Here is a 24,326-nt window from a genome sequence, read left to right as displayed (position 1 = left end):
ACAAGTAGATGTCCAAGATCCCCTCCCACGCACGTGTTGTCATCATCGGTGGCGGCGTGTCTGGCTGTTCGGTCGCCTATCATCTGGCGAAACTGGGCTGGAAAGACATCGTGCTGCTGGAACGCAAGGTTCTGACCTGCGGCACGACCTGGCACGCGGCGGGGCTGATCGGTCAGCTGCGCGGCAGCCAGAACGCCACCCGGCTGGCGAAGTATTCCGCCGATCTTTACGTGAAGCTGGAGGAAGAGACCGGCGTTGCCACGGGCATGCGCCAGAACGGCTCGATCACCGTCGCGCTGACCGAGCACCGGCACGAAGAAATCCTGCGGCAGGCGACGCTGGCGCGTGCCTTTGACGTCGATGTGGCCGAGATCTCGCCCGAGCAGGTAAAGGAGATGTATCCGCATCTGAATGTCTCGGACATCGTGGGCGCGGTGCATCTGCCGCTCGATGGCCAATGCGACCCCGCGAATATCGCCATGGCCCTGGCCAAGGGCGCGCGGATGCGTGGTGCGCAGGTGATCGAGGGCGTGAAGGTTACTGGCGTGACACAGGCAAATGGCGCAGTCACCGGCGTCGATTGGGAAAGCGGCGGCGATGCCGGGCATATCAACGCCGATCTGGTGGTGAATTGCGGCGGTATGTGGGGGCGCGATCTGGCGGCCCGCTCCGGCGTGACCCTGCCCTTGCATGCCTGTGAACACTTCTACCTCGTGACCGAAGCCATCGAGGGGCTGAACCGCCTGCCGGTGCTGCGCGTGCCGGACGAATGTGCGTACTACAAGGAAGACGCAGGCAAGATGATGCTTGGCGCGTTCGAACCCAAGGCGAAGCCATGGGGCATGAACGGCATCCCCGAGGATTTCGAGTTCGACTCTCTGCCTGAGGATTTCGACCATTTCGAGCCCATTCTCGGCATGGCCATGAATCGGATGCCAATGTTCGAGACGGCAGGGATTCACACCTTCTTCAACGGGCCTGAGAGTTTCACCCCCGATGACCGCTATTACCTGGGCGAAGCCCCGGAACTGCGCGGGTATTGGGTTGCCGCGGGGTATAACTCCATCGGGATCGTATCCTCCGGCGGCGCGGGCATGGCGCTGGCGCAATGGATGGAGGATGGCGAGCCACCCTTCGACCTGTGGGAATCCGACATCCGCAGGGCGCAGCCCTTCCAGAAGAACCGCAAGTACCTCAAGGAACGGGTCAGCGAAACGCTCGGCCTGCTCTACGCTGATCACTATCCTTACCTGCAGGTCACGACCTCGCGCGGCGTGCGTCGGTCGCCGCTGCACGAGCACCTGAAGGCGCGCGGCGCGGTCTTTGGCGAAATGGCCGGGTGGGAACGGGCCAACTGGTTCGCCTTTGACGGGCAGGAACGCGAATACCGATACGACTGGAAAGGCCAGAACTGGTTCGAGAACCACAAGGCCGAGCATATGGCGGTGCGCGAGGGCGTGGGCCTCTTTGACATGACCAGCTTTGGCAAGATCCGGGTCGAAGGGCGCGACGCGCTGGCCTTCCTGCAGCGGCTATGCGGGGCCGATATGGACGTGGCGCCGGGCAAGATCGTCTACACCCAGATGCTGAACAATCGCGGCGGCATCGAATGCGATCTGACCGTGACACGCCTGTCGGATACGGCCTTCTTCCTCGTGGTTCCGGGGGCCACCCTGCAACGCGATCTGGCCTGGCTGCGGCGGCATCTGGGCGATGAGTTCGTCGTGATCACCGACATTACGGCGGCAGAGGCGGTGCTGTGCGTCATGGGGCCGAAGTCGCGCGAGCTGATGCAGGCGGTCAGCCCCGATGATTTCTCGAACGAGGCGCATCCCTTCGGATTGGCGCGCGAGATCGAGATTGGCATGGGATTGGCCCGCGCGCATCGCGTGACCTATGTGGGGGAGCTCGGGTGGGAAATTTACGTCTCCTCAGACATGGCCTGCCACGTATTCGAAGCGCTGGAAGAAGCGGGGGCAGATCTGGGCCTGAAGCTGTGCGGTCTGCACACGCTGGACAGCTGCCGGACCGAAAAAGCCTTCCGCCACTTTGGCCACGATATCAGCGACGAGGATCACGTGCTGGAGGCAGGGCTCGGCTTTGCGGTCAAGACTGACAAGGGCGAATTCATTGGCCGCGACGCGGTGTTGAAGAAGCGCGAGGACGGTCTTCAGCGCCGGCTGGTGCAGTTCCGTCTGGAAGACCCCGAACCGATGCTCTTCCATAACGAGGCGGTGATCCGTGACGGCAAGATGGTCAGCTATCTGACCTCTGGCAATTACGGTCACTATCTGGGCGCGGCTGTGGGGCTTGGCTATGTGCCCTGCGAAGGCGAAAGCGCGGCGGATGTGCTGGCGTCAAGCTACGAGATCGAGATCGCGGGTAAGCGGCACAAGGCGATTGCCAGCCTGAAGCCAATGTATGACCCCAAGGCAGAACGGGTGAAGGCATGAGGCTGACTGCCCGCCACGACAGGTTTGCAGAGCTGCATAGCGCGGGCTGTTTCGTGATCCCGAACCCGTGGGATATGGGCTCGGCGCGGATGATGGCGGCCATGGGCGCGCAGGCATTGGCGACGTCCTCGGCGGCGCAGGCGTTCACCCTCGGGCGGCCCGATATGGGCACGATCACGCGGGACGAGGCGTTGGCCCATGCGGAAGACATCGTCGCGGCGACCGGCCTGCCGGTGTCGGGCGATTTCGAGAATGGCTTTGCCGATGACCCTGACGGCGTGGCGGACACCATCCGGTTGGCGGCGGAGGTGGGGCTTTCGGGCTGCGGGATCGAAGATACGCAGATGGTGGCGGGCAACCCGGCCTATGCGTTCGATCTGGCGGTGGAGCGCATCCGGGCCGCAGCGTCTGCCGCGCGCGCGCTTGGCCGGCCCTTCGTGCTGGTGGCCCGCGCTGATGGCGTAATGAACGGCAGTTACGACCTGGCCGAAGGCATTCGGCGTTTGCAAGCGTTTGAGGCAGCGGGGGCCGATTGCCTCTACCTGCCGGTGCCACCGGGCAAGGCGGAACTGGCGCAGGTGCTGGCCTCGGTCTCTGCTCCGGTTAACGCGCTGGCCGCCGGACCCTTGCAGGACATGACAGTGGCCGAGCTGGCCGCCATGGGCGTGCGCCGTATTTCGACCGGCAGCCAGATCGCCCGCGTGACCCATGCCGCGATCCGCGATTGCATGGGCGCGATGCTGAACGACGGACATTTCGAGCCGCTGAAACGGGCGGCCTCGGGTGACGATATCGACATTCTGCTGAATGGAGGAATGGCAGATGACTGAGGCAATAGAACCCCAAGCGCGTAGCCGCCGATCCGGTGGCCGCGCCGCCCGCAAGGCCCTTCGCTCGGCACCGCCCGCAGAACACGCCCGGTCCATCCGGCCCGGTATGCCCGGCGGCACTTTGAAACCCCTGACGGATGCGAGTATCGAGCGCATCCACAAGGCCGCGCTTCAAGCTTTGGAAACCATCGGCCTGTCGGGCGCACCGGACTCGGGCATCGAGATCCTGACCGGCGCGGGGGCAATCCTGGGCGATGACGGCCGCATCCGCTTCCCGGCTGGCCTGGTCGAAGACACGCTGGCCATGGCGGCGCGTGACATCACCCTGTGTGGGCGCGATCCGCGATATGACATGCACCTGTCCGGCACCAACACCCATTTCGGAACCGCCGGGGCAGCGGTGCATCTGGTCGATGTGGAAACCAACACGTACCGTGAGTCCACCGCGCAGGACTTGCACGACGCCGCCCGGATCACGCAGGCGCTGGACAATATCCACTTCTTCCAGCGGCCCATGGTCTGCCGGGATATTCCCGACAATCTGGATATGGACCTGAACACCATCTACGGCGCGGTTGCGGGCACCACCAAGCATATCGGGACGTCCTTCTCCGATCCCTCCCATGTCGAGAAATGCTTTGAGCTGATCTATATGCTGGCGGGGGGCGAGGCGGCCTATCGGGAACGGCCCTTTATCTCGAACTCCAACTGCTTTGTCGTGCCGCCGATGACCTTTGCAACCGAAAGCTGCGAAACGATGGAAGCCTGCATTCGGGGCGGCATGCCGATCCTGCTGCTGTCTGCGGGCATGGCGGGGGCCACGGCGCCCTCGACCATCGCGGGGGCAATCACGCAGGGGGTGGCGGAATGCCTTGCGGGTCTTGTCTATGTCAACGCCATCGCGCCGGGGCATCCGGCGATCATGGGCACCTGGCCCTTCGGGCTGGACCTGCGCACCGGGGCCATGTCGATCGGGTCGGGGGAACAGGCGCTGCTGACGGCGGGCTGCGCGCAGATGCACCAGTTCTACGGCCTGCCCGGCGGCGCGGCTGCGGGGGCATCGGACAGCAAGCTGCCGGATATGCAGGCGGGATGGGAACAGATGTGTTCCAACGTCATGGCCGGGCTGTCGGGTGTGAACATGGTCTACGAGGCGGCGGGGATGCATGCCTCGCTGCTCGGGTTCTGCCATGAGTCGCTGATCCTGGGCGATGACCTGATCGGTCAGGCCCTGCGCTGCGTGCGCGGGATCGAGGTGGATGACGAGACGCTGGCCCTCGATCAGATGGCCGAGGTCTGTCTGGGCGGGCCGGGCCACTACCTTGGCACCGACCGGACTCTGGCGCGGATGGAATCGGACTTCGTCTATCCGAAATACGGCAACCGGATGAGCCCCAAGGAATGGGCAGAGGCCGGCAAACCGATGCTGCTGGATGCCGCGACGGCCAGGAAACAGGCAATCCTTGCCAGCGCGCCGAACCTGATCTCGCCCGAGATCGACGTCGCGGTGCGGGAGAAATTCAATATCGTGATCTGATCGGCGGCGCGGCCTGTCAGGGATGATAGGCTGCGTCCTGCAACCAGCCTTCAAAACCCGATTGCAAGACGACCACGTTGGTTCGCCCGGCCACGCGCAGCGCGAAAGTAGCCTGAGAGGATCGCGCGCCGGTGTTGCAGAAGAGGATGGTCATCCGGGTTTCGGGGATTTCGTCGATCCGGTCCAGAACCTCGCGCCATTCGATGTGGACCGCGCCGGGGATGGTCGCCTCGGCGTGCTGTGCGGCGCTGCGGGTGTCGACGAAAAGCGCATTGTCGAACACGGTCTGGTCGATCTGCTGCGGCAGGATGATGCCCGCAGTTTCCTCGGCGAACATCAGGTAGTCCTGCATTGCCTCAATGGCGGCGTCCTGTTGCGCGAGGGCAGGGGTGCCGGAGATGAGAGCGAGGCAAAGAGCGAGGCGGAGTGGTCTGATGGTCATGCGAAGCGCTCTCCTTTTCCCCTGGGATCGAGGAATGACAGACAGTTGCGGCCTGGCGGGCAAATTCCTTGCAAGGAATTTGAACCCTCTTGCAAGAGGGTTGGCCCCGCCCGACCGTTCGCCCTCAGAAATCGAGGTTCTCGACGCTCAGCGCGTTCTGCTGGATGAACTCGCGGCGCGGCTCCACCACATCGCCCATCAGCTTGGTAAAGATATCGTCGGCCTCGACCATATCGTCCACCTTCACCTGCAGAAGCGTCCGCGCCTCGGGGTCCAGCGTGGTTTCCCACAGCTGATCGGGGTTCATTTCCCCCAGACCCTTGTAGCGTTGCAGGGTCAGACCCTTTTCGCCTTCGGTCAGGATCGCTTCCAGCAGGTCCATCGGACCATGCACGATCGTCTCCCGATCCTTGCGGGACAGCCGCGCCGGGTCGCGATAGACATCGCGGGTCTGTTTCGACACTTCCGACAGCTTGCGCGCCTCGCCCGAGCGCAGGACAGCGCCATCGAGCGTGCGGATCTCCTCCACCCCTCGCAGCACGCGGGACAGGCGGATGCCGTGATCCTGGGTGATCCGGCCTTGCCAGCCGCGTTCATATTCCAGCGCCACCTTGTCCAGCCGGGCGGCCACATCGTCGGCGACGCGCTGCAGGTCGGCATCCGCACGGCCCGGATCGAAGGCGCCGGCAATGGCGGCCTGTTCCAGAATACGGCGCGGGTAATGGGTCGGGAAGGCCTCCAGCACACGCTTGAAACTGCGGGCGCCCTCGACCACGCGGGCCAGATCCTGCCCGGCGATCTCCTCGCCTGAGACAAGTCGCAGAACAGTGCCCTCGATCCCCATCTGGATCAGGTAATCCTCCAGCGCCGACTGGTCCTTGAGATAGACTTCGGACCGGCCCCGCGCGACTTTGTAAAGCGGCGGTTGTGCGATATAGAGGTATCCGCCTTCGATGATCTCGGGCATCTGCCGGAAGAAGAAGGTCAGCAGCAGCGTGCGGATATGCGCGCCGTCCACATCGGCATCGGTCATGATGACGATCTTGTGGTAGCGCAGCTTGTCGATGTTGAACTCGTCCCGCCCGATGCCGGTGCCGAGCGCGGTAATAAGCGTGCCGATCTCCTGACTGCCGAGCATCCGGTCGAACCGCGCCCGTTCCACGTTCAGGATCTTGCCGCGCAGGGGCAGCACCGCCTGATTGTGCCGCGAGCGGCCCTGTTTGGCAGAGCCACCGGCGGAGTCACCCTCGACGAGGAAAATCTCGGATTTCGACGGGTCTTTTTCCTGACAGTCGGCCAGCTTGCCGGGCAGGCTGGCCACGTCCATCGCTGTCTTGCGTCGGGTCAGTTCGCGGGCCTTGCGGGCAGCTTCGCGGGCAAGCGCCGCCTCGATGATCTTGCCAACGATGGTCTTGGCTTCGTTCGGGTGTTCCTCGAACCATTCCTGCAGTTTTTCGTTCATCAAGCCTTCGACGGCGGGGCGCACCTCGGACGAAACCAGCTTGTCCTTGGTCTGGCTGCTGAACTTGGGGTCGGGCACCTTCACGGACAGCACGCAGGTCAGGCCCTCGCGCGCGTCGTCGCCGGTGAAGTTGACCTTCTCTTTCTTGGCGATGCCGGTCGAGTTGGCATAGAGGTTGATCGTCCGGGTCAGCGCCCCGCGGAAACCCGCCAGATGGGTGCCGCCATCGCGCTGCGGGATGTTGTTGGTGAAGGGCAGAACCGTCTCGTGGTAACTGTCATTCCACCAAAGCGCGGCCTCGATCTCGATATCGTCGCGGATGCCGGTGATGAAGATCGGCTCTTCCATGGCCGAGGTCTTGGACCGGTCCAGATAGCGGACGAATTCCTTCACGCCGCCCTCATAGTAAAGCTCTGACTCCAGCGGTTCGGCGGGGCGCAGGTCGCGCAGGATGATGCGCACACCGGAATTCAGGAAGGCGAGTTCCCGCAGGCGGTTTTCCAGCGTCTTGAAGCTGTATTCGAGGTTGGAAAACGTGCTGGTCGAGGACATGAAGCGCACCTCGGTGCCCTTTTCGCCATTCGCGTCGCCCACAACCTCAAGGTGCTTCACGGTCTCGCCGCGTTCAAACCGGGCGTAGTGCTCTTTCCCGTCGCGCCAGATGCGCAGGTCCAGCCAGTCCGACAGCGCGTTCACCACCGACACGCCCACGCCATGCAGACCGCCAGAGACCTTGTAGGCGTTGTCGTCGAACTTACCGCCCGCGTGAAGCTGGGTCATGATGACCTCTGCCGCGGAAACGCCTTCCTCCTCGTGAATTCCCACCGGAATACCGCGCCCGTTGTCGCGGACCGAGACGGAACTGTCGGCGTGGATCGTGACCGTAACGGCATCAGCGTGGCCCGCCAGAGCCTCGTCAATGCCGTTGTCCACGACCTCATACACCATGTGGTGCAGGCCCGAGCCATCGTCCGTATCCCCGATATACATACCGGGGCGTTTGCGGACTGCCTCCAACCCTTTGAGAACTTTAATGGAATCCGCACCGTATTCGGCGGGTGCCTGCGCGTTTTCGGCCATGTAAGACCCCTGTTTTTCTTGTCGGTTTCTTATACGTGGCGCGGCAGGCAATGTCACGGGTCAGACACAATATTTAGGGGGGGTGGTGATGTTGCGGCAGAGGCGCCAATGCCTTATACCGACATGTGTCGGTAGAATCACGGAGACCCGCCATGCGCGTTCGGAAATCATCCAAAGACAGGGTTGACCAGATTCTGGATGTGGCGCTGAAGCTGTTTCTCAACCATGGCTATGCCGAAGTTCAGATAGAGCATATTCGCGCTGAAACAGGCCTGTCGCGCGGCGGATTCTATCACCATTTTGGGTCGAAATCGGCAGTGCTTCAGGCGTTGGTGGACCGAGAGCAGAAGGCCCTGGCGAAAGCTGCCGGACCGGATCTTTGTGCCTTGCTGACGAAAGGCTCGGCCTATCTGGACGCGCCAGCGGGCGTTGAGGACAGCCTGACCGCACCGGACGATATCACGCTCTATCTCGGCTATCTGGAAACAGCGCAGGACAGGCATCTCGCACCGTTGATTGAAGAGGCCCTGTCACAATCCGGCAATCTGCCGATGCCCGCAGAGCACGCCGCGCAGATCATCCTGTCCGTCAATCACCGCATTACCCGGCAGGTTCTGACCGGGCATTGGACGCAGGACGCGGCGGTATCCTTTGCCCGCAGCGCCCTGATCGGATGTGAAGCCATGCTCGACAAGCCCGGACTGTTCGCCCCGGTCCTGACGGCATTGGACGGAACGCCATGATGGCGCTGACCCCGTTCATCCTGCTGACCTTCCTGATCTCGCTTGTCGCCTTCGCGGGCATCTACTGGGTTCCGGGTGCGCAGTCGCCAGAGTCCGCGCGCGGTCTGCCGGTCTGGCTGCTCGCGGTCTGGGGACCGTCCCTTGCCGCGATCGTTCTTGCAGCCCGATCCGGAGAGCTTGCAGGGCTCTTGCAGCGGGCAGTGATGCTAAGTGATGTGCCGCTACCTGTCTGGATCATGTCCCTGACGCCGATCATGGCCCTGCTGATCGCCGCCTACCGGCATGGGGGCCTGCCTGACGCGCATCTGCTGACAATCGCGATGGCCAGCAAGCTGGTGCTGTTCAACCTGATCCTCGGCCCATTGGGCGAGGAACTGGGCTGGCGTGGCGTGATGCAGCCCATGCTGGCGGGACAAATTGGGTGGTTCTCGGCCTCGCTGGTGGTGGGGGTGGTCTGGTTCATGTGGCACCTGCCGCTATGGCTGGTGGAGTCTCCCCAATCAGAACTGCCCATCCCGCTTTTCGCGGCGCATGTCATGGCCTACGCGGTGATCCTGGGGGGCATGACCCATCTCAGCACCTCCATCGCGCCTGCGATCCTGTTCCATCTTGCCGTGAACGTCACGGCCGGGGTCGCGCTGATTGGCGGCCTCGGCGACTCCGTCAGTTACTTCCGCGCGACGCTGCTGCCCTACTGGGCGATTGCACTGGCTGTCACGGGGTGGGTGACAATCCGCGCCTAGGTCAGCGCGATCACGACCGCCACGCAGATCAGCAGGCCGCCCGCGATCTGGTTGGTCCGCTTCAGCGCGCCGGGTGAGGTGATCAGCCGCCGCGCCCGGTCTACGAAACTGGCGAACATCAGATTGCCTATTACCGGCACACACATGGAAATGGCGGCGATGATCGCGATGTCGATCCGGGTCAGTTGCGAGATGTCAAAGAACCCCGGCAGCATCCCCATGTAGAACAGGATCGCCTTTGGGTTGGCCAGAATGGCTGCCAGCCCCGCGATGAAACCGGCCCAGGCCCCCTTGCGGTTCAGGCGGCTGTTGGCCTCGATCCCCTGGTCCGCATGCCGGATGATCAACAGCCCCATCAGCGCAAAGACCGCGACGGCCAGCCAGCGCAGGACGACCATGATTCCCGAGTAGGTCTGCACGACCCAGCTCAGTCCCAAGATGGCCACAAGGCTCCACGCCACATCCCCAAGCGCGACGCCCAGAATCAGCGGCAACGCCGCGCCGACCCCATGCGCCAGGGTACGCGCGGCCAGCGCCAGCCAGACCGGTCCCGGTGTCAGGAACAGAACGAACAGCGCCCCGGCATAGAGCGCCATGTCAAATGCGGTGATGGTCATCGGGCGCCCCTAGAAACTGGGGCCAAGCAGGTCGATCACAGCCGCGTCATCCCATTCGATGTCCCCGAGTTGAAGAACCTTCAATTTGGTGTCTCTCCCCTCAAGGATACCGGTGCTGTGATCATTCTCGATTCCCATGTGGCGCACGATGTTGTCCTTCGCGGCGAATCCCGTTCCCTCGTATAGCGGGCGCACGCCGAACAGCACGAGAAAATCGGCAAGAGTGGCGCCGGCACGCTCTTTGGTGGCTGTCATCAAAGCCGAGGCAATGCCCTTTCCCCGATGGTCGGGATCGGTGGCCACCTCGCCAATGCCGACGATCTGCACGCGTTCATCGCCCATCCGTATCCACCGATAGGCAAGCGCAAAGTGACCCACCAGCACCCCGTCAAGCCGTGCCAGAAGCCGTAAGTGGTGCCTCTGGTTGTAGAAGGACATGGAGCCATATCCGGCCCCTTCGCCAAAAGCACGGGTGAGCAGCGCGGCGATCTCCGCGTCCTGCCCGCGTGTCAGGTCGATCTCGTGGATGGCTTCAATCTGCATCGCTTGGCCCCGGCAAGGTCAGGCTGCCGTCGTCATTCAGCGGCCAGTAAGGGTTCATCGCCAGTTCCCAGACATGGCCGTCGGGGTCCGCGAAATAGCCCGAATAGCCGCCCCAGAAGACTTTCTCCGGCGCTTTCAGCGGCGCCGCCCCTGCGGCCAGCGCGCGGGCATAGGCCGCATCAACCTCGGCCTCGGTCGCGAAGTTCTGGGCTAGTGTCGTGGCCCCGGTGCCAAGCGCTGCACCGGGCCGCCCCTGATCCTTCGCCAAATCCTCCAGCCCGAACAGCCCGAAGGCAAACCCGTTGGCCTGATAGAACGTCACCGCCTCCTGGCTTTCCGGATGCCGCTCCCATCCAAGCGCTTCGTAGAATGCGCGGGCGCGCGCCATATCGGCAACGCCAAGGGTAACGAGGGTGATGCGTTGCGGTGTCATTGGTTACTCTCCCATTTTCTGAACAGTGGATTGTCCATCCGCTTCCGTGATTTCAAATGCCTGCGCCCTGTCGCCCAGTTCCTCAAACAGCTCCGGCCCCGTGCCGGTCATCCAGGCTTGCCCGCCAAGCGCGCAGATCTCATCGAACAGCGCCGCGCGCCTGCCCGCGTCCAGATGCGCCGCCACTTCGTCGAGCAGAACCAGCGGCGCAACACCGGTCTCGGCCTTCAATGCGCGGGCATTGGCCAGGATCAGCGAAATGAGCAGCGCCTTCTGCTCCCCCGTCGAACAGAGCCGCGCCTCGGTCTGTTTCACGGCATAGACCGCGCCAAGATCGCTGCGATGCGGGCCGATCAGGCTGCGGCCCGCCGCCATGTCGCGGGGGCGGGACTGCATATGCGCGGTGGCGAAGTCGTCGGAGTTGACCAGCCCCTCGCTGCCCTCGCCTTCGATCAGCGACAACTCCGCCACCGGAAAGGCCGTCTCAGCCCCCTTCTGCGCGTCCGTTAACCGTTGCACGGCCTCCGCCCGGTGCCGGGTGATCCGCGCCGCGGCCTCGGACATCTGCGCCTCGACCGCCTCGTACCACATCGCGTCGCGCACCATATCCTTCAGCATCCGGTTGCGTTCGCGCATGGCCTTTTCATGGGTCAGAACCGCCTCGCCGTGATCGGGGAAAAAGCTCATGGTCATCCGGTCCAGAAATCGCCGCCGCCCCTCGGCGCCTTCGATCCAGAGGCGGTCCTGCGCCGGGATCAGCCAGACAATCCGCGCGAGCCCCGCCAACGCCAGTTGCGGCTCGGGCTTGCCGTCGATCTTGAGGCTGCGGGACTGCCCCGCCTCGGCGCCCATCTCCAGCTCATGGAACCGCCCGCCGGTGACCAGCTCCGCCTTGATCTTCCAGCCAAGCGCCTCTGGCCGCCGCGCCATTTCTTCGGCTGCGGCCCTGCGCAACCCACGACCTGGAGACAGCAGCGACACCGCTTCAAGAACATTGGTCTTGCCCGCGCCATTGGGGCCGAAAAGCGCCACGGGCCGCCCGTCCAGCGCCATGGACGCCCGTCTATGCGACCGGAAATGCGAGAGCTGTAGGCTTGAGATGTATAGGTGCATTGCATCGGCTATAGTTTAGGTTTCTGACAACCGCCAAGAAAAAAGCCCCGCAATTGCGGGGCCTTATCTGCATCAGGTCACGGCTTGGTGTCGCCGGAGGGCCTGATGGCCTTGCAATCACAAGGTCTTGAAGCGGATGTTGCCAGTGCCGCATCGACCCGACAGATACGCTTCCCATCACAAAAAGTCAAGGTTGGAAGCCTAGGCCTGCTAGGACGCACCGCTTTACATGAGCGAATGTCTCCTCTGAAACGGTTTTGGTTTGGTACATTCGACGACCGTCTGTGCCGCGCCCAAGATTGAACAAATCCACGCGCTCAAAGTTGAGTGCATAGATCATATCGCCCTTAACCCAGCAGTGGGTTGCGTTCCACCGCTTTGGAAGCTCCATTTCGACTGGTATTTCGCAATGATATGGCATCACGGGGTTTGGTTCTGTCGTACTCAGTGGAACGACAGTGACCAGATTGGGCCGTTGTTTGATACGCTTTGAGATGACAATGCACGGGCGCGACTTAACCATCTCTGGTTGTTTGAATGCCTTGTCAAAACGAACTAATACTATTGTACCCTGTTTCGGGTGGTACCTGAGTGCCAAACTGAGACCTCACACCCGCATGGGCATCACGACATAGACCGCGCTTGTGTCATTGCCCTCGCGCATCAGGGTCGGGTCGCCGGAGGAGTTGAACAGGAATACCGCGTTCTCCCGGTCCACCTGACTGGCAATCTCCAGCAGGTATTTGGCGTTGAACCCGATCTCCAGCTTCTCGTCGCCATAGGCCACGGCCAGCTCTTCCTCTGCCGCGCCGCTGTCGGGGGCGTTGACGGACAGGATCAGCCGGTCTTCGTCGAGCGACAGTTTCACCGCGCGCGAGCGTTCGGAGGACACCGTTGCCACCCGGTCCACGGCCTTGGCGAACTCGCTGGCGTCCACTTCCATCCGGCGGGTGTTGCCCATGGGAATGACCCGCGTGTAGTCGGGGAAGGTGCCGTCGATGACCTTGGATGTCAGGGTGATGTCGGGCGTCGCGAAGCGCACCTTGGTTTCCGACACCGACACAGCAATCGACATCTCGTCATCATCCAGCAGCTTGCGCAGCTCGCCCACGGTTTTGCGGGGCACGATCACGCCGGGCATGTTCTCCGCCCCTTGCGGCAGCGGCATGTCCACGCGCGCCAGCCGATGACCGTCGGTCGCCACACAGCGCAGGGCCGGGCCGTCTTCGCCTTGCGCCACATGCATGTAGACACCGTTGAGGTAATAGCGGGTTTCCTCGGTCGAGATCGCGAATTTCGACTTGTCGAAGAGCCTGCGCAGATCGGGCGCCTTGGCCGAGAAATTGGCGCTGTATTCCGAGGAGGTCATCACCGGGAAATCTTCACGCGGCAGCGTCGCCAGCTGGAAGGAGGAGCGGCCGGCATTGACCTCGAGCCTGCCGGAGGTGCCGTCGTCGGAAAGCTGCACAAGCGCGCCGTCGGGCAGCTTGCGCACGATTTCATGCAAGGTCACGGCGGAAACGGTGGTCGCGCCGGGGCGTTCCACCACGGCGGCGGTCTTGTCCACCACTTCGATATCAAGGTCGGTCGCGCGGAAACTGGCAGTGTCGCCCTCGGCCTCGATCAGCACATTCGCAAGGATCGGAATGGTGTTGCGGCGTTCCACAACAGACTGGGCCTGCGATACGGCCTTAAGCAATGCCGCGCGTTCGATACTGATTTTCATGTCCCTGGCTCCGACGGTATGCGGGGCGGCGAGGGTAGCCTCTTTGCCCGCAAGCACAAGTGTTTTTTCGAGTGTCCCCAATGCCGGGCCAAGGTCAATGGGGCGGGTGGAAAAAACCGGGGAAATGAGGCGAGATGCCGGGTTTCGCCGCCTTACGGCGTCGACCCGGGCGGAGGCGCTGCCCCCGCACCCCCGGAGTATTTTCGCCAAGAAGAAGGAGCGATCAGGCTTCCAGCATCCGCCGCAGCAGTTCCGCGTCCTCGGCGATCTGGCTGTCGACCGAGATCAGTTCCTCGATCTTGCGCACGCCGTGCAGGATCGTGGTGTGATCGCGCCCGCCGAACTTGCGCCCGATCTCGGGCAGGCTGCGGGTAGTCAGCTTCTTGCAAAGATACATGGCCATCTGCCGGGGCCGCGCGATGTTGCGGGCGCGGCTCGGGCTCATCAGGTCGGACTGGCGCAGGTGGTAGTGTTCGCAGGTCTTTTTGATGATCTCATCCATGGTGACCTTGCGGTCAGACGCGCGCAGGATGTCGGACAGGCATTCTTGGGTCAGGTCCATGGTGATCTCGCAGCCGATCAGGTCAGCGAAGGCAAAGAGCCGCGTCAGCGCGCCCTCCAGAACCCGGACGTTGGACGAAATGCGATGTGCGATGAACTCCAGTACGCCCGGTGCGATCTTGAGATCGGGGGTGCGCTCACGCTGTGCATCGACCTTTTGTTGCAGGATGCCGAGCCGCAATTCGTAATCCGTGGGGTGCAGGTCGACGACAAGGCCGCATTGCAGGCGAGAGGCGATGCGATTGTCCAGCTCTTCCATATCCACGGGCGCGCGGTCGCCCGAGATGATGATCTGCTTGCCCAGTTCCACCAGCGCATTGAAGGTGTGGAAGAATTCTTCCTGCGTGGAGTTCTTGCCCGCGATGAACTGCACGTCATCGACCATCAGCACGTCGATCGAGCGGAAGACCTCCTTGAAGGACAGCGTGTCCTGATCGCGCAGCGCGCGGATGAAGCGGTACATGAACTGTTCCGCAGACAGGTAGATGACCTTGAGATCGGGCTTGTTGTTGCGCAGCTCCCACGCGATGGCGTGCATCAGGTGGGTCTTGCCGAGACCGACCCCGCCATAGAGAAACAGCGGATTGAACGAGACCGGTCCGCCCTCGGCCACGCGGCGCGCGGCGGCGTGGGCCAGTTCATTGGGCTTGCCGACGACGAAATCGGCGAAGGTGAAATTGGCGTTCAGGGTCGATTCCGGCAGCTCTTGCGCGGTGGTGGCCGCAGGCGCGGAGCGCGTGCCATTCACGGACGGTTTGGGTGCCGGCTTGGCCACGGGCTCGACCTGGGTCGCGCCACTGGCCCGGCCTTGCGCATCGACGGAAAACTCGATCCGGTCCACCTCGGCCCCGGCGGACATCATGTGCCGCAGGATCACGTCGCCGAAATGCTGGGACACCCATGTGCCGATGAAACTGGTGGGCACGACGAGCTGTGCGGTGCGGCCTTCGATCCCTTCAAAGGTTATCGGATCAATCCAGGCCGAAAAATTGTTCTTTCCAACCGATTTCAGCAGTTCGCCCCGAACGTGTCCCCATTCGTCTTGTGTCATCCTGTTCCCGTCATTCTTAGAACACGGTCCTTTGCGGACCTGTGCGGGCGATCCGTTTGCCGCCCTAACCCTTTGCCTTCACGGTCCCCGCAGTCCGTGTCACCCTGCGCATGACTGATGCGGAACCCGCACCTTGCCCCGCCATGCGCAAGAAAGGGAAACGACCGAGTCCGGCCGATCAGATACCCTGAACCTGACAAACGCGCACTGTCACCCGGCTCTGACGGCCGTGTGGTGATTCGTGCGAATATTCCCAGGTTGGAGGTCTCCGGACATGCGCTTTGGCGTCGGTTGGTCCCGACTGGCCACAGACGCACCCTGAAAATCGTGATACAGTGCCAACTGAACCAGATCTTCAGGCCTCAGGCGCGGCGATAGGGTAAATCCGTCCCCAAGAGAGTTTCCCCTCAGCCTATCCGCGCCCGATGTCCCCCCAGACTATGTGAATCGCTGAGACCCAAGCTAGCGGGACTCACGCGACCCTTTCAACGAAACTTCGCGCTTGACTCTGAGCTATCTGAAAACGAATCCCGCGGGCTCATTCTAAGGGTGCCGAGAACAAGGAAAATTCGGTGAACAAAAAAAGGCGCCCCCAAGGGACGCCTTGTTTTCAAGGTGTTGCAGCCTTGCCTCAGGCGCCGAGCGCTTTCACGCGGGCCGACAGGCGCGACATTTTGCGGGCAACGGTGTTCTTGTGCAGGACGCCTTTGGTAACGCCGCGCATCAGCTCGGGCTGAGCTTCGCGCAGGGCAGCGGCAGCGGCGGTCTGATCGCCGGAGGCGATGGCTTCTTCCACTTTGCGCAGGTAGGTGCGGATGCGCGAACGGCGGGCTTTGTTGACGGCGTAGCGACGCTCGTTCTGGCGTGCGCGTTTCTTGGCCTGAGGCGAATTTGCCATGTGTCGGTTCCCTTCGTGGGTTCAATGTCTAACGATTAGCGCTGAAGGCCCACGACCAAGGGTTCGATACCGGTCGAATCCGGCCAAAGCGGGCCTCACGCGCATGTCTGGCGGCGCTATTAGGCCAAACCTGTCGGAAAGGGAAGACCTAAAGCGGTCAAGCCCGCTAGGGTGGCACAAGTTAATCAGCCGAGGGGATACCGTGCAGCATCTTTCCAATCCGTTCCGTGGCCAGGGCCTGACAAATCTCTCCGGTGCCCCGGCACCGTCCACCGATGCAGAGGCGGTGGCAAAGCTGTTGGCCCAATGCCCGGCCCATGCAACCACGCCGCTGACGTCTGCACCGGATCTGGCGGCGCGGGCCGGAATCGGCGCGCTTTGGGTCAAGGATGAACGGGGCCGGATGGGGCTTGGCAGTTTCAAGGCGCTTGGCGCGGCCTATGTCATTGCCTGCGATGCGGTTGCAACGGGGGCAGAGGATCTGTCGACCGCATTGGCAGGCCGCACCTACATAACCGCAAGCGCGGGCAATCATGGCATGTCCGTGGCCGCAGGGGCGCGGGTCTTCGGGGCGCGGGCCATTGTGCATATCGCCGAAACCGTTCCGGAAAGCTTTGCCGAACGGCTGCGCGCCAAGGGTGCCGAAGTGGTTCGCGCAGGTGCGGAATATGAGGCCAGCATGGCACTGGCGGCCGAATCGGCTGAAACGAACGGCCATATCCTGCTGTCGGACAGTTCATGGCCCGGCTACATGGACCGCCCGCACCGGCTGATGGAGGGCTATCTGCAGATGGCCGCCGAGGCGCTGGATGACTGCCCCGAGCCGCCCACCCATGTCTTCCTTCAAGCGGGTGTTGGCGGGCTTGCGGGTGCGGTCGCGGCCTTGGTGCGCAAGCGTTTGGGCGACGCCCCGCGCGTCGTGGTTGTGGAACCGGACGCCGCGCCTGCAATCTTCAGCTCGATCAAGGCGGGGGGCTTCGTCACCACGACCGGGCCGGTGTCCACCATGGGGCGGCTCGATTGCAAGGAGGCCTCGCTGATCGCGCTGACGGGTCTGTCACGGGATGCCGATGACTTCCTGCTGATCACGGAAGAGGAGGCCGCGGAGGCTTTGGACCCGATGGCTGCGGAAGGGCTGGAAGGCTCCGAATCCGGGGTCGCGGGTGTTGCCGGGGTATTGGCTGCGGACGCGGCGTTGCTTGGCCTTGGCACGGACTCCCGCGTGCTGTGTTTCCTGTCGGAGGGGCCTGCATGACGCGCGGTTTTCCCGAGGCGGAGTTCGCCGCCCGCGTCGCCCGCGCGCAGGCTTTGATGGCCGACCATGACCTGGCGGCGCTGCTGCTGACGACGGAACCGGAGGTGCGGTATTTCACCGGCTACATCACCCGCTTTTGGGAAAGCCCGACGCGGCCCTGGTTCGTGGTGCTGCCCGCCAGCGGCAAGCCGATTGCGGTGATCCCCGCCATCGGCGCGCCCGTGATGGCCCGCACCTGGGTCGAGGACATCCGCACCTGGCGCGCGCCCGATCTGAGCGACGATGGCGTCAGCCTGCTGGCGGACACGCTGCGCGAGGTTGCGGGCGACGGGCCGGTTGGGCTGCCCACGGGGCATGAGACCCATTTGCGGATGCCGCTTGCGGACTACGCGCGGCTTGGGGAATCGGTAAATCTGGTGTCCGACCAAGGGATTATGCGGTCCCTGCGGCTGGTGAAATCCGAAGCGGAGATCGACAAGATCCGCACCGCCTGCACGGTGGCGGGCCGGGCATTTGACCGGGTGGGAGAAATCGCTGCGGCGGGCGTGCCGCTGTCGCAGGTGTTCCGCCGGTTCCAGATGCTGTGTCTGGAGGAAGGGGCGGATTGGGTGCCTTACCTTGCGGGCGGCGCGGGGCCCTTGGGATATGACGACGTGATCTCGCCTGCCTCTGACACGCCGCTTGCGGAGGGGGATGTGCTGATGCTGGATACCGGGCTGGTCGTGGACGGGTATTTCTGCGACTACGACCGGAATTTCGGGATCGGGGACGTCGATCCGCGTTGCCTTGACGGGCACCGGAAACTGATCGAAGCCGTTGATCGCGCAATGGAAATCGCGCGCCCCAGTGCCACGGCAGCAGATCTGTTTCACGCGATGGACAAGGTTCTGACCGGCGGCGCGGGCGGGTCAGAGGCGGGGCGCTATGGCCATGGGTTGGGCATGCAGCTGACGGAATGGCCCTCTCTCATCCCCGATGACCACACGGTTTTGCAGCCCGGAATGGTGCTGACGCTGGAACCGGGGGTGGAGATTGCGGACGGTCAAGTCCTTGTTCACGAAGAGAATATTGTCATTCGAGAGGCAGGGCCAGAGCGGCTCTCCCCCTTTTCGGACCCAGAGTTGAGGATCCTGTGATGCAGTTCACCTACGACCTTGCCCCGCAACTGGGCACACGCGCGACGATCGGGCTGATCAGCCTGCAATCGGATGAGACACTTGAACATGACATGCGCCGGATTTTCCCTTTGGATGGAGTGGCTTGCTATGTCACTCGGGTGCCAAGCGGGCAGGAAGTGACCAATGACACATTGGCCGAGATGGAGGGAAAGCTGACCGGTGCGGCGCGGCTGTTTCCGGTGCCTGCGAAATTCGATGTCGTGGGCTATGGCTGCACCTCGGGCACCTCTGTCATCGGCGCCGATGTGGTCGCTGGAATGGTGAAAAAAGGCTGCAAAACCAACGCTGTAACGGACCCGCTTACAGGGCTGATCGCGGCGTGCCGGCACCTTGATGTCAAGCGTCTGGTGGTCCTGTCGCCCTATGTGGCAGCGGTGAATTCTTCGCTGATCACGGCGCTTGCGCGCGCCGAAATCGAGGTGGCCTTGTTGGGCACGTTCAACGAGGAACGCGAGGAATTCGCCGCCCGGATCGCACCGGATTCCATCGCCGACGCGGCACAAACCCTTGCAAAACAAGGGGAATTCGATGCGCTCTTCCTGTCCTGCACCAATCTGCGCACGCTTGATGTGATCGACCGGATCGAGGCCGCGACGGGCCTGCCGGTGCTGTCATCCAATCAGGTCATGGGCTGGCACATGACGCAGCTGGCGGGGGTGGAGCCGCTGGCGCGGTTCGGGCGTCTGATGCGCTGAGAACCGGCGAAAACAGGGGGGGCACCCCCCGTACACCGGGCGTACACCCCCCGTACATACGAAACCGCTATTCGAAGCGGCAGGCGCAGGCCGTCCGGTGAAGGGTGCGGAAGTCGGTGCGGATGCGGGTGAGCTCGGCCTCCAGCCCCTCGTAGCGGTCGCGCAGCTGTCGCAGATAGGCCGCGAGCTCGACCCACCCAAGGGCCGCGCCCATCTGGATGCGGACGGTCTGATAGCTTTGGATTTCGCTTCCCGTATTCCAGACCGAGGTGGCGATGCTGACCGGGCCGAGAAGCGACCGCGTTGCCTGCGCCCGCGCGGCGTGGCTGGTGATCGACAGCAAACCGTAGAACCCCGCGTTGTAAATCGCGCGGTAGATCGGAACGAAGAGCCGTTCGCCGGGATAAAGTTCTTCGCCGAACCGGTTCGGGTCTTCGGGCATGTCGATATGCCGAAGCAGGCCGCCCTCCTCTGCCCCGGACTGCGCAAGCGCCTCGTAGAAGGCGCGCGATTGCTGGTCACGCTCCCGCGCGGCGGCGTCATAAAGCGCCTCGATCTCGGCGCGGGCTTCGGACACGGCGCGGAAAAGCTGCTCCAGCTCTGACAGTTGCACGGCGACGACGGGGATATCCTCGGAGGAAGCGGGGCAGGCACGGTCGAAGCTGCGCAGCCCCTCCAGCGCCGGGCTGTTGGCGGCGATCATCCGGCCGATCTCCAGCAGGCGGTTGTCGGGGCCCCGGTTGGTGGCGGCCTGCCGGGCGATCAACGCGGCCTGTTCCCGTGGGCCAAGGTCTTCGAATTCGGGCGGCGGCGTGGGGGCGGGCCAGCCGTTCTGCAGGATCTCGGCCAGTGATGGCCCGGCCCGTTGCGGCAGCGGCGCGCGGTAGGTCAGCCGCCCCGGAAGGTCGGGGCGCGGCGCGACATGGGCCAGCACCGCCAGCCGGTGGGACCAGTTGGCAGGCGGTGCCGGATCTTCGAAGAAAGCGGCCAGCCCCGCGGCCAGCGCCGCGTTGCAGGACCGGAAGGGCAGCGCGATTGAGGCAGGCGGCAGGTCGATCCGGGTTTCTCCGGGGGCGGTGGCGGTGCCGGTGACGGAGATTGTGACGTCCCGGTCATAAGGCGCGGGCAGGGTTTCGGGCGCGGTGGCAGGACGCAACGGGATGATCAGGCGGAGCGGTGCCCCGGCAGGAAGGTCTGCGTCGCACTCCATGCGGTCTGCGTGCGGGACGCAGCGGGTGGTGGCCGCGGCGTCGGGAACCGGTTCAAACACCACGCCGGGGGCGGAGAGCTGAAGCGATACGCTCATGCCTTGCGCGCCCGTGGGATTGCCAATTTCCAGCATCGCCGCTGGCGCAACGGCAGAGGCAGGCCAGGACCATGCCAGCGGCAGGGACAGGTCCGGCGGATGGTGCAGGGTCAGCGCCACGGTGGCCTGCAATCCGGGCAGGCGAAAGGGTTCTGGCCGATCCTCGATCATGATCTGCACAAGGTATCCGGCGGGATCGAGCCCCGAGGCATCCACCGCCTGCTGCGTCGGTTGGTGAAGCTCGAACGGGAACGGGAAAAGCGGCGCCCCCTGCCAGTTCGCCTCTGCCTGAAGATGGGCCAGGATCTCGGTCGCTTCGCGGATGCGGGCGACCATCGGGCGTAGGGTCTGATCGTAGTCTGCATAGGCCGGACCGGGAAGGCTGTCGCGGGAGGCATAGAGCAAGGCATTTGCCTCGATCATCTCGCGCCAGGCGGCAAGATAGGCGTCGGCGGTGGCCGGATCGGGAAAGGCGGCGCGGAAGCTTTCCAGGTGGTCGAGCGCCTGCGAGAGACCGTCGAGCTGGTAGAGCAACCTGTCGGTCTGAGCGCCGCTCGGTGGGATTTCATCCGCAGCGGTCGGGGCGGCAAGCCAGAGGATCAGAAAAAGCGCGCGCCACAGCATAGGGTGGGTCCGCCGGTCATCAGCATCAACGAGAGCATATCATAGCCAGCGGAGATCATCAAAACCCGGCATCGCGTGGCCACCCGATTCCGGGCCGGATGTCAGCGGGCGCGGGCCTGCGCGAAGGACAGCAGGCGGCGGCTTTGTTCATCCCAAAGATGCAGCCGCGCATTGGCCAGGCTTTCACGGATCGTCATCCGGTTGCGGCCCGCCAGTTCGGCATGATCGCGCAGCACCTCGGGCAGCCGGTAGAACGGGATGCGGCTATAGAGGTGATGAACGTGGTGAATGCCGATATTGGCGCTGAGCCATTGCAGCGGCGCGGGCATCACGTAATGAGAGCTTCCGTTCAGCGCGGCGTCATGCACCTGCCAGTTTTCCTCGGCATCCCATTGGGTGGTTTCGAACTGGTGCTGAACATAGAACAGCCACATACCCGCAGTTGCCGCCAGCAAAGTCGAGGGCAGGAAGATCAGCAGGATGGGCATCACCCCGCCGAAATAGAGCATCAGCCCCAGACCGATCAGAATCGCCGCGTTGGTGCCCATGGCGCTGATCCAGTATCTGGCGCTGGCCATCAGCCCGAGCGGCAGGCGGTTTTGCAGGAAGAACAGGTATCCCGGCCCAAGGCCGAACAGCACCACCGGGTTGCGGTAGAGCCGGTACATCAGGCGACCCATGGGCGACAGGGCGCGATATTCCGCAACGGTCAGCGTGTGGACATCGCCGATGCCGCGCCGTCCCAGATTGCCGGAATTGCTGTGATGAATCGAATGGGTGCGCCGCCAGACGTCATAGGGCGTCAGCGTCAGCACCCCCAGAACCCGGCCAAGCCAGTCGCTGACCGTGCGATTGTTGAAAAACGCGCCATGGCCGCAATCGTGCTGGATGCAGAAGAGCCGCAGCAGGAAGGCGGCATTGACCGAGGATATGGCAAGGGTCAACCAGTAGCTGACGGATAGCGACCACCAGGCCAGAACCCAGAGCGACAGGAACGGACCGATAGTAATGCCAAGTTCATAACTGCTGCGCAGCGCGTTCGGTTCGCGGTATTGCGCGAGGACCTTGATCCAGTCCCGTGCCGCGCGCGGTTCAGGCTGATGCCCGGTAAGTTCAGTGTGATCGGACATGAGCCTGCATATTTTATTTATGTCTGCGGACCCCATACACGAGGAACAGGGGTTCGCCTATGACACATTACGACCGGGGCGCGAAAATACGTACCGGTCCCCGCTTTCGCGGCGTCGCCCGTTGTTCAGCGGTCGCGGAACTGGGCTTCGCGCTTTTCGAGGAAGGCGGCCATGCCTTCTTTCTGGTCTTCGCTTGCGAACATGGAATGGAACAGGCGGCGTTCGAATCTCAGCCCTTCGGCCAGCGTGGTCTCATAGCTGCGGTTCACCGCCTCTTTCGCGGCCATCGACGAGATCAGCGATTTTTCCGCGATCTTGGCAGCGGCACTCATGGCCTCGTCCATCAGCTTCTTGGCGGGCACCACGCGGCTGACGAGGCCCGAGCGTTCTGCTTCCTCGGCATCCATGAAACGGCCGGTCAGGTTCATGTCCATGGCCTTGGATTTGCCGACGAAGCGAGTCAGGCGCTGGCTGCCGCCCATCCCGGCGATGACGCCCAGATTGATCTCGGGCTGGCCGAACTTGGCGGTGTCGGACGCGATGATGAAATCGCAGGCCATGGCCAGTTCACAGCCACCGCCAAGCGCGTAGCCCGACACGGCGGCGATGATCGGCTTGCGGATGCGGATCATCCGGTCGGAGGCATCGGCGAACAGGTCTTCGGTGAAGACTTCGGTAAAGCTCTTGTCCGACATTTCCTTGATGTCGGCCCCGGCGGCGAAGGCTTTTTCCGACCCGGTGATGACCACGCAGCGGACCTTGTCGTTTCCATCGGCGCTTTCCAGCGCATCGCAAAGCTCGGCCAGCAGCTTGGTGTTCAGCGCATTCAGCGCGTCAGGCCGGTTCAGCTTGATAAGGCAGATATGCTCTTCGATCTCGACGATCAGGGTCTCGTAGGCCATTCGGTGCGTCCCGGTATTGTTGTCCCTCGGATGCGCAGGGTTATCAGCCCCGGCGCGCGGTTCAAGCTATCTTTGACAGGTGGGGCAATAGAAGCTGGACCGCCCCGACTGCACGATCCGGCGGATGGTCGCCGAACAGCCGGGGGTGGCGCAGGGGGCGTCCTCGCGGCCATAGACCTGAAAATTATGTTGAAAATAGCCCAGTTCCCCGTCGGTCTGGCGATGATCGCGCAGGGAGGAGCCGCCCGCCTCGATCGCCTCTGACAGCACATCACGGATGATCGGGACCAGCGCCTCGCAACGTTGCGTCGCGATGCGGCCTGCGGCGCGTTTGGGGGAAATGCGGGCGCGATACAGCACTTCGCAGACGTAGATATTGCCCAGGCCCGCCACGATTCGCTGATCCAGAAGGGCGGATTTGATCGGCATCTTGCGGCCCTTGAGACGTGCCGCCAGATAGGGGCCGTCGAAGGTATTGCCGAGGGGTTCGGGGCCGAGAACGGACAGCAGCGGGTGGCCGTCCTGCGCGGATGTCTCCATCAGGTCCATCGCGCCGAAGCGGCGGGCGTCGTTGAAGGTGATCCGGGCACCATTTTCCATATCCAGCACGACGTGATCGTGTTTCTCGGGCGCGGGGTGGTCGTGGTGAAACTGGCCAGGCATGTCGCGGCCTTGCGCGCCCGAGACCAGCATGCGGCCCGACATGCCCAGATGGATCAGCAGCGTTTCGCCCGTGGACAGATCGGCGAGGATGTATTTCGACCGCCGCCGAAGGCGCAGCACGGTCGCCCCGGTCAGCCGGGCGGCCATGTCGGGCGGGAAGGGCCAGCGCAGGTCGGGGCGGCGCACCTCCGCTTTCGCGATCCGTTGGCCCTCCATCACGGGGGCCAGCCCGCGACGGACTGTCTCGACTTCGGGCAGTTCGGGCATGGCGGGCCTTTCCTTGGGGGGCGGCGCATTGTAACGCCACCGACAAGCCCTATAAGAAGGGAGAGTTTCTGGCG

General features: G+C 63.5%; 22 protein-coding genes. 8 read left to right on the top strand and 14 right to left on the bottom strand.

The annotated features are described in order from the left end of the window. Nucleotides 1-8 precede the first annotated feature (8 nt). From RBB16_RS02670 to RBB16_RS02660, 3 genes are read left to right on the top strand one after another with little or no spacing between them, the layout of a single operon-like run. Nucleotides 9-2,453 (top strand): FAD-dependent oxidoreductase, encoded by a 2,445-nt coding sequence (locus RBB16_RS02670; protein WP_306044669.1) that lies wholly within the window; start codon nt 9-11, stop codon nt 2,451-2,453. Further along, complete coding sequence (locus RBB16_RS02665; RefSeq protein WP_306044668.1) at nt 2,450-3,283, top strand: isocitrate lyase/phosphoenolpyruvate mutase family protein; 834 nt, start codon at nt 2,450-2,452, stop codon at nt 3,281-3,283. The genes RBB16_RS02670 and RBB16_RS02665 overlap by 4 nt, the downstream gene beginning before the upstream one ends. Continuing rightward, nucleotides 3,276-4,820, top strand: coding sequence for a trimethylamine methyltransferase family protein (locus tag RBB16_RS02660; protein WP_306044667.1), 1,545 nt, complete (start codon nt 3,276-3,278; stop codon nt 4,818-4,820). The genes RBB16_RS02665 and RBB16_RS02660 overlap by 8 nt, the downstream gene beginning before the upstream one ends. A 16-nt stretch (nt 4,821-4,836) precedes the next feature. Here RBB16_RS02660 and RBB16_RS02655 read toward each other — a convergent pair whose 3' ends face one another. After that, complete coding sequence (locus RBB16_RS02655) at nt 4,837-5,262, bottom strand: rhodanese-like domain-containing protein (RefSeq protein ID WP_306044666.1); 426 nt, start codon at nt 5,260-5,262, stop codon at nt 4,837-4,839. A gap of 124 nt (nt 5,263-5,386) precedes the next feature. Beyond that, entirely contained in the window at nt 5,387-7,804 is a 2,418-nt protein-coding gene (gene gyrB, locus RBB16_RS02650; RefSeq protein ID WP_306044665.1) for a DNA topoisomerase (ATP-hydrolyzing) subunit B, read from the bottom strand. 152 nt (nt 7,805-7,956) lie between these two features. Between gyrB and RBB16_RS02645 the strand changes: the two genes are divergently transcribed. Then, nucleotides 7,957-8,547 (top strand): TetR/AcrR family transcriptional regulator, encoded by a 591-nt coding sequence (locus tag RBB16_RS02645; protein WP_306044664.1) that lies wholly within the window; start codon nt 7,957-7,959, stop codon nt 8,545-8,547. Continuing rightward, on the top strand, nt 8,544-9,290 hold the full coding sequence (locus RBB16_RS02640; RefSeq protein ID WP_306044663.1) for a type II CAAX endopeptidase family protein: 747 nt from the start codon (nt 8,544-8,546) through the stop codon (nt 9,288-9,290). The genes RBB16_RS02645 and RBB16_RS02640 overlap by 4 nt, the downstream gene beginning before the upstream one ends. On the opposite strand, the gene RBB16_RS02635 is transcribed toward RBB16_RS02640, so the two are convergent. The 8 genes from RBB16_RS02635 to rpsT all read right to left on the bottom strand — a co-directional run bounded on the left by RBB16_RS02635 (nt 9,287) and on the right by rpsT (nt 16,232). After that, on the bottom strand, nt 9,287-9,907 hold the full coding sequence (locus RBB16_RS02635; RefSeq protein ID WP_306044662.1) for a LysE family translocator: 621 nt from the start codon (nt 9,905-9,907) through the stop codon (nt 9,287-9,289). The two genes, RBB16_RS02640 and RBB16_RS02635, sit on opposite strands and share 4 nt — an antisense overlap. A gap of 9 nt (nt 9,908-9,916) precedes the next feature. Next, nucleotides 9,917-10,450, bottom strand: coding sequence for a GNAT family N-acetyltransferase (locus tag RBB16_RS02630; protein ID WP_306044661.1), 534 nt, complete (start codon nt 10,448-10,450; stop codon nt 9,917-9,919). Beyond that, entirely contained in the window at nt 10,440-10,883 is a 444-nt protein-coding gene (locus RBB16_RS02625) for a VOC family protein (RefSeq protein WP_306044660.1), read from the bottom strand. Before RBB16_RS02625 ends, RBB16_RS02630 begins: the two co-directional genes overlap by 11 nt. Before the next feature lie 3 nt (nt 10,884-10,886). After that, nucleotides 10,887-11,996 carry a DNA replication/repair protein RecF gene (gene recF, locus RBB16_RS02620; protein ID WP_306044659.1) on the bottom strand — a complete coding sequence of 370 codons (1,110 nt, stop codon included), beginning with the start codon at nt 11,994-11,996 and terminating at the stop codon, nt 10,887-10,889. Nucleotides 11,997-12,183: 187 nt separating this feature from the next. Beyond that, nucleotides 12,184-12,594, bottom strand: a complete 411-nt coding sequence (locus tag RBB16_RS02615; RefSeq protein WP_306044658.1) for a type II toxin-antitoxin system PemK/MazF family toxin — start codon at nt 12,592-12,594, stop codon at nt 12,184-12,186. A 9-nt stretch (nt 12,595-12,603) separates the two neighbouring features. Further along, on the bottom strand, nt 12,604-13,722 hold the full coding sequence (gene dnaN / locus RBB16_RS02610) for a DNA polymerase III subunit beta (protein ID WP_306044657.1): 1,119 nt from the start codon (nt 13,720-13,722) through the stop codon (nt 12,604-12,606). A 223-nt stretch (nt 13,723-13,945) separates the two neighbouring features. Then, the gene (gene dnaA, locus RBB16_RS02605) at nt 13,946-15,334 is read right to left on the bottom strand and encodes a chromosomal replication initiator protein DnaA (RefSeq protein WP_306044656.1); all 1,389 of its coding nucleotides are present in this window, start codon (nt 15,332-15,334) and stop codon (nt 13,946-13,948) included. Between the two features lie 631 nt (nt 15,335-15,965). Then, complete coding sequence (gene rpsT, locus RBB16_RS02600) at nt 15,966-16,232, bottom strand: 30S ribosomal protein S20 (protein ID WP_071689485.1); 267 nt, start codon at nt 16,230-16,232, stop codon at nt 15,966-15,968. Nucleotides 16,233-16,434: 202 nt separating this feature from the next. Here rpsT and RBB16_RS02595 point away from each other — a divergent pair, with 202 nt between their 5' ends. The 3 genes from RBB16_RS02595 to RBB16_RS02585 are packed head-to-tail and all read left to right on the top strand — an operon-like array spanning nt 16,435 to nt 19,360. Then, nucleotides 16,435-17,487, top strand: coding sequence for a pyridoxal-phosphate dependent enzyme (locus RBB16_RS02595; RefSeq protein WP_306044655.1), 1,053 nt, complete (start codon nt 16,435-16,437; stop codon nt 17,485-17,487). Continuing rightward, complete coding sequence (locus tag RBB16_RS02590; protein WP_306044654.1) at nt 17,484-18,623, top strand: Xaa-Pro peptidase family protein; 1,140 nt, start codon at nt 17,484-17,486, stop codon at nt 18,621-18,623. Before RBB16_RS02595 ends, RBB16_RS02590 begins: the two co-directional genes overlap by 4 nt. Further along, nucleotides 18,623-19,360, top strand: coding sequence for an Asp/Glu racemase (locus RBB16_RS02585; protein ID WP_306044653.1), 738 nt, complete (start codon nt 18,623-18,625; stop codon nt 19,358-19,360). Before RBB16_RS02590 ends, RBB16_RS02585 begins: the two co-directional genes overlap by 1 nt. Nucleotides 19,361-19,427: 67 nt before the next feature. Here the strand turns inward: RBB16_RS02585 and RBB16_RS02580 are convergent, their stop codons facing one another. The 4 genes from RBB16_RS02580 to mutM form a co-directional block, all read right to left on the bottom strand. Continuing rightward, nucleotides 19,428-21,290, bottom strand: coding sequence for a hypothetical protein (locus tag RBB16_RS02580; protein ID WP_306044652.1), 1,863 nt, complete (start codon nt 21,288-21,290; stop codon nt 19,428-19,430). Nucleotides 21,291-21,391: 101 nt separating this feature from the next. After that, entirely contained in the window at nt 21,392-22,420 is a 1,029-nt protein-coding gene (locus RBB16_RS02575; RefSeq protein ID WP_071689490.1) for a fatty acid desaturase, read from the bottom strand. A gap of 125 nt (nt 22,421-22,545) precedes the next feature. Further along, nucleotides 22,546-23,322: an enoyl-CoA hydratase gene (locus RBB16_RS02570; RefSeq protein WP_071689491.1), complete on the bottom strand. Its 777-nt coding sequence runs from the start codon at nt 23,320-23,322 to the stop codon at nt 22,546-22,548. A 66-nt stretch (nt 23,323-23,388) separates the two neighbouring features. After that, nucleotides 23,389-24,252, bottom strand: a complete 864-nt coding sequence (mutM, locus tag RBB16_RS02565; protein WP_306044651.1) for a bifunctional DNA-formamidopyrimidine glycosylase/DNA-(apurinic or apyrimidinic site) lyase — start codon at nt 24,250-24,252, stop codon at nt 23,389-23,391. Between the last annotated feature and the right edge of the window lie 74 nt (nt 24,253-24,326).

The organism is Nioella sp. MMSF_3534, from assembly GCF_030732985.1.
In the GTDB taxonomy this organism is placed as follows: domain Bacteria; phylum Pseudomonadota; class Alphaproteobacteria; order Rhodobacterales; family Rhodobacteraceae; genus Nioella.
This window is presented reverse-complemented; position numbering and strand designations above follow the sequence as displayed.

Excerpts from the sequence above, each read along its gene's own strand:
- RBB16_RS02670 (WP_306044669.1), top strand. The coding sequence starts at position 9 with ATGTCCAAGATCCCCTCCCACGCACGTGTTGTCATCATCGGTGGCGGC.
- RBB16_RS02665 (WP_306044668.1), top strand. The coding sequence starts at position 2,450 with ATGAGGCTGACTGCCCGCCACGACAGGTTTGCAGAGCTGCATAGCGCG.
- RBB16_RS02660 (WP_306044667.1), top strand. The coding sequence starts at position 3,276 with ATGACTGAGGCAATAGAACCCCAAGCGCGTAGCCGCCGATCCGGTGGC.
- RBB16_RS02655 (WP_306044666.1), bottom strand. The coding sequence starts at position 5,262 with ATGACCATCAGACCACTCCGCCTCGCTCTTTGCCTCGCTCTCATCTCC.
- gyrB (WP_306044665.1), bottom strand. The coding sequence starts at position 7,804 with ATGGCCGAAAACGCGCAGGCACCCGCCGAATACGGTGCGGATTCCATT.
- RBB16_RS02645 (WP_306044664.1), top strand. The coding sequence starts at position 7,957 with ATGCGCGTTCGGAAATCATCCAAAGACAGGGTTGACCAGATTCTGGAT.
- RBB16_RS02640 (WP_306044663.1), top strand. The coding sequence starts at position 8,544 with ATGATGGCGCTGACCCCGTTCATCCTGCTGACCTTCCTGATCTCGCTT.
- RBB16_RS02635 (WP_306044662.1), bottom strand. The coding sequence starts at position 9,907 with ATGACCATCACCGCATTTGACATGGCGCTCTATGCCGGGGCGCTGTTC.
- RBB16_RS02630 (WP_306044661.1), bottom strand. The coding sequence starts at position 10,450 with ATGCAGATTGAAGCCATCCACGAGATCGACCTGACACGCGGGCAGGAC.
- RBB16_RS02625 (WP_306044660.1), bottom strand. The coding sequence starts at position 10,883 with ATGACACCGCAACGCATCACCCTCGTTACCCTTGGCGTTGCCGATATG.
- recF (WP_306044659.1), bottom strand. The coding sequence starts at position 11,996 with ATGCACCTATACATCTCAAGCCTACAGCTCTCGCATTTCCGGTCGCAT.
- dnaN (WP_306044657.1), bottom strand. The coding sequence starts at position 13,722 with ATGAAAATCAGTATCGAACGCGCGGCATTGCTTAAGGCCGTATCGCAG.
- dnaA (WP_306044656.1), bottom strand. The coding sequence starts at position 15,334 with ATGACACAAGACGAATGGGGACACGTTCGGGGCGAACTGCTGAAATCG.
- rpsT (WP_071689485.1), bottom strand. The coding sequence starts at position 16,232 with ATGGCAAATTCGCCTCAGGCCAAGAAACGCGCACGCCAGAACGAGCGT.
- RBB16_RS02590 (WP_306044654.1), top strand. The coding sequence starts at position 17,484 with ATGACGCGCGGTTTTCCCGAGGCGGAGTTCGCCGCCCGCGTCGCCCGC.
- RBB16_RS02585 (WP_306044653.1), top strand. The coding sequence starts at position 18,623 with ATGCAGTTCACCTACGACCTTGCCCCGCAACTGGGCACACGCGCGACG.
- RBB16_RS02580 (WP_306044652.1), bottom strand. The coding sequence starts at position 21,290 with ATGCTGTGGCGCGCGCTTTTTCTGATCCTCTGGCTTGCCGCCCCGACC.
- RBB16_RS02575 (WP_071689490.1), bottom strand. The coding sequence starts at position 22,420 with ATGTCCGATCACACTGAACTTACCGGGCATCAGCCTGAACCGCGCGCG.
- RBB16_RS02570 (WP_071689491.1), bottom strand. The coding sequence starts at position 23,322 with ATGGCCTACGAGACCCTGATCGTCGAGATCGAAGAGCATATCTGCCTT.
- mutM (WP_306044651.1), bottom strand. The coding sequence starts at position 24,252 with ATGCCCGAACTGCCCGAAGTCGAGACAGTCCGTCGCGGGCTGGCCCCC.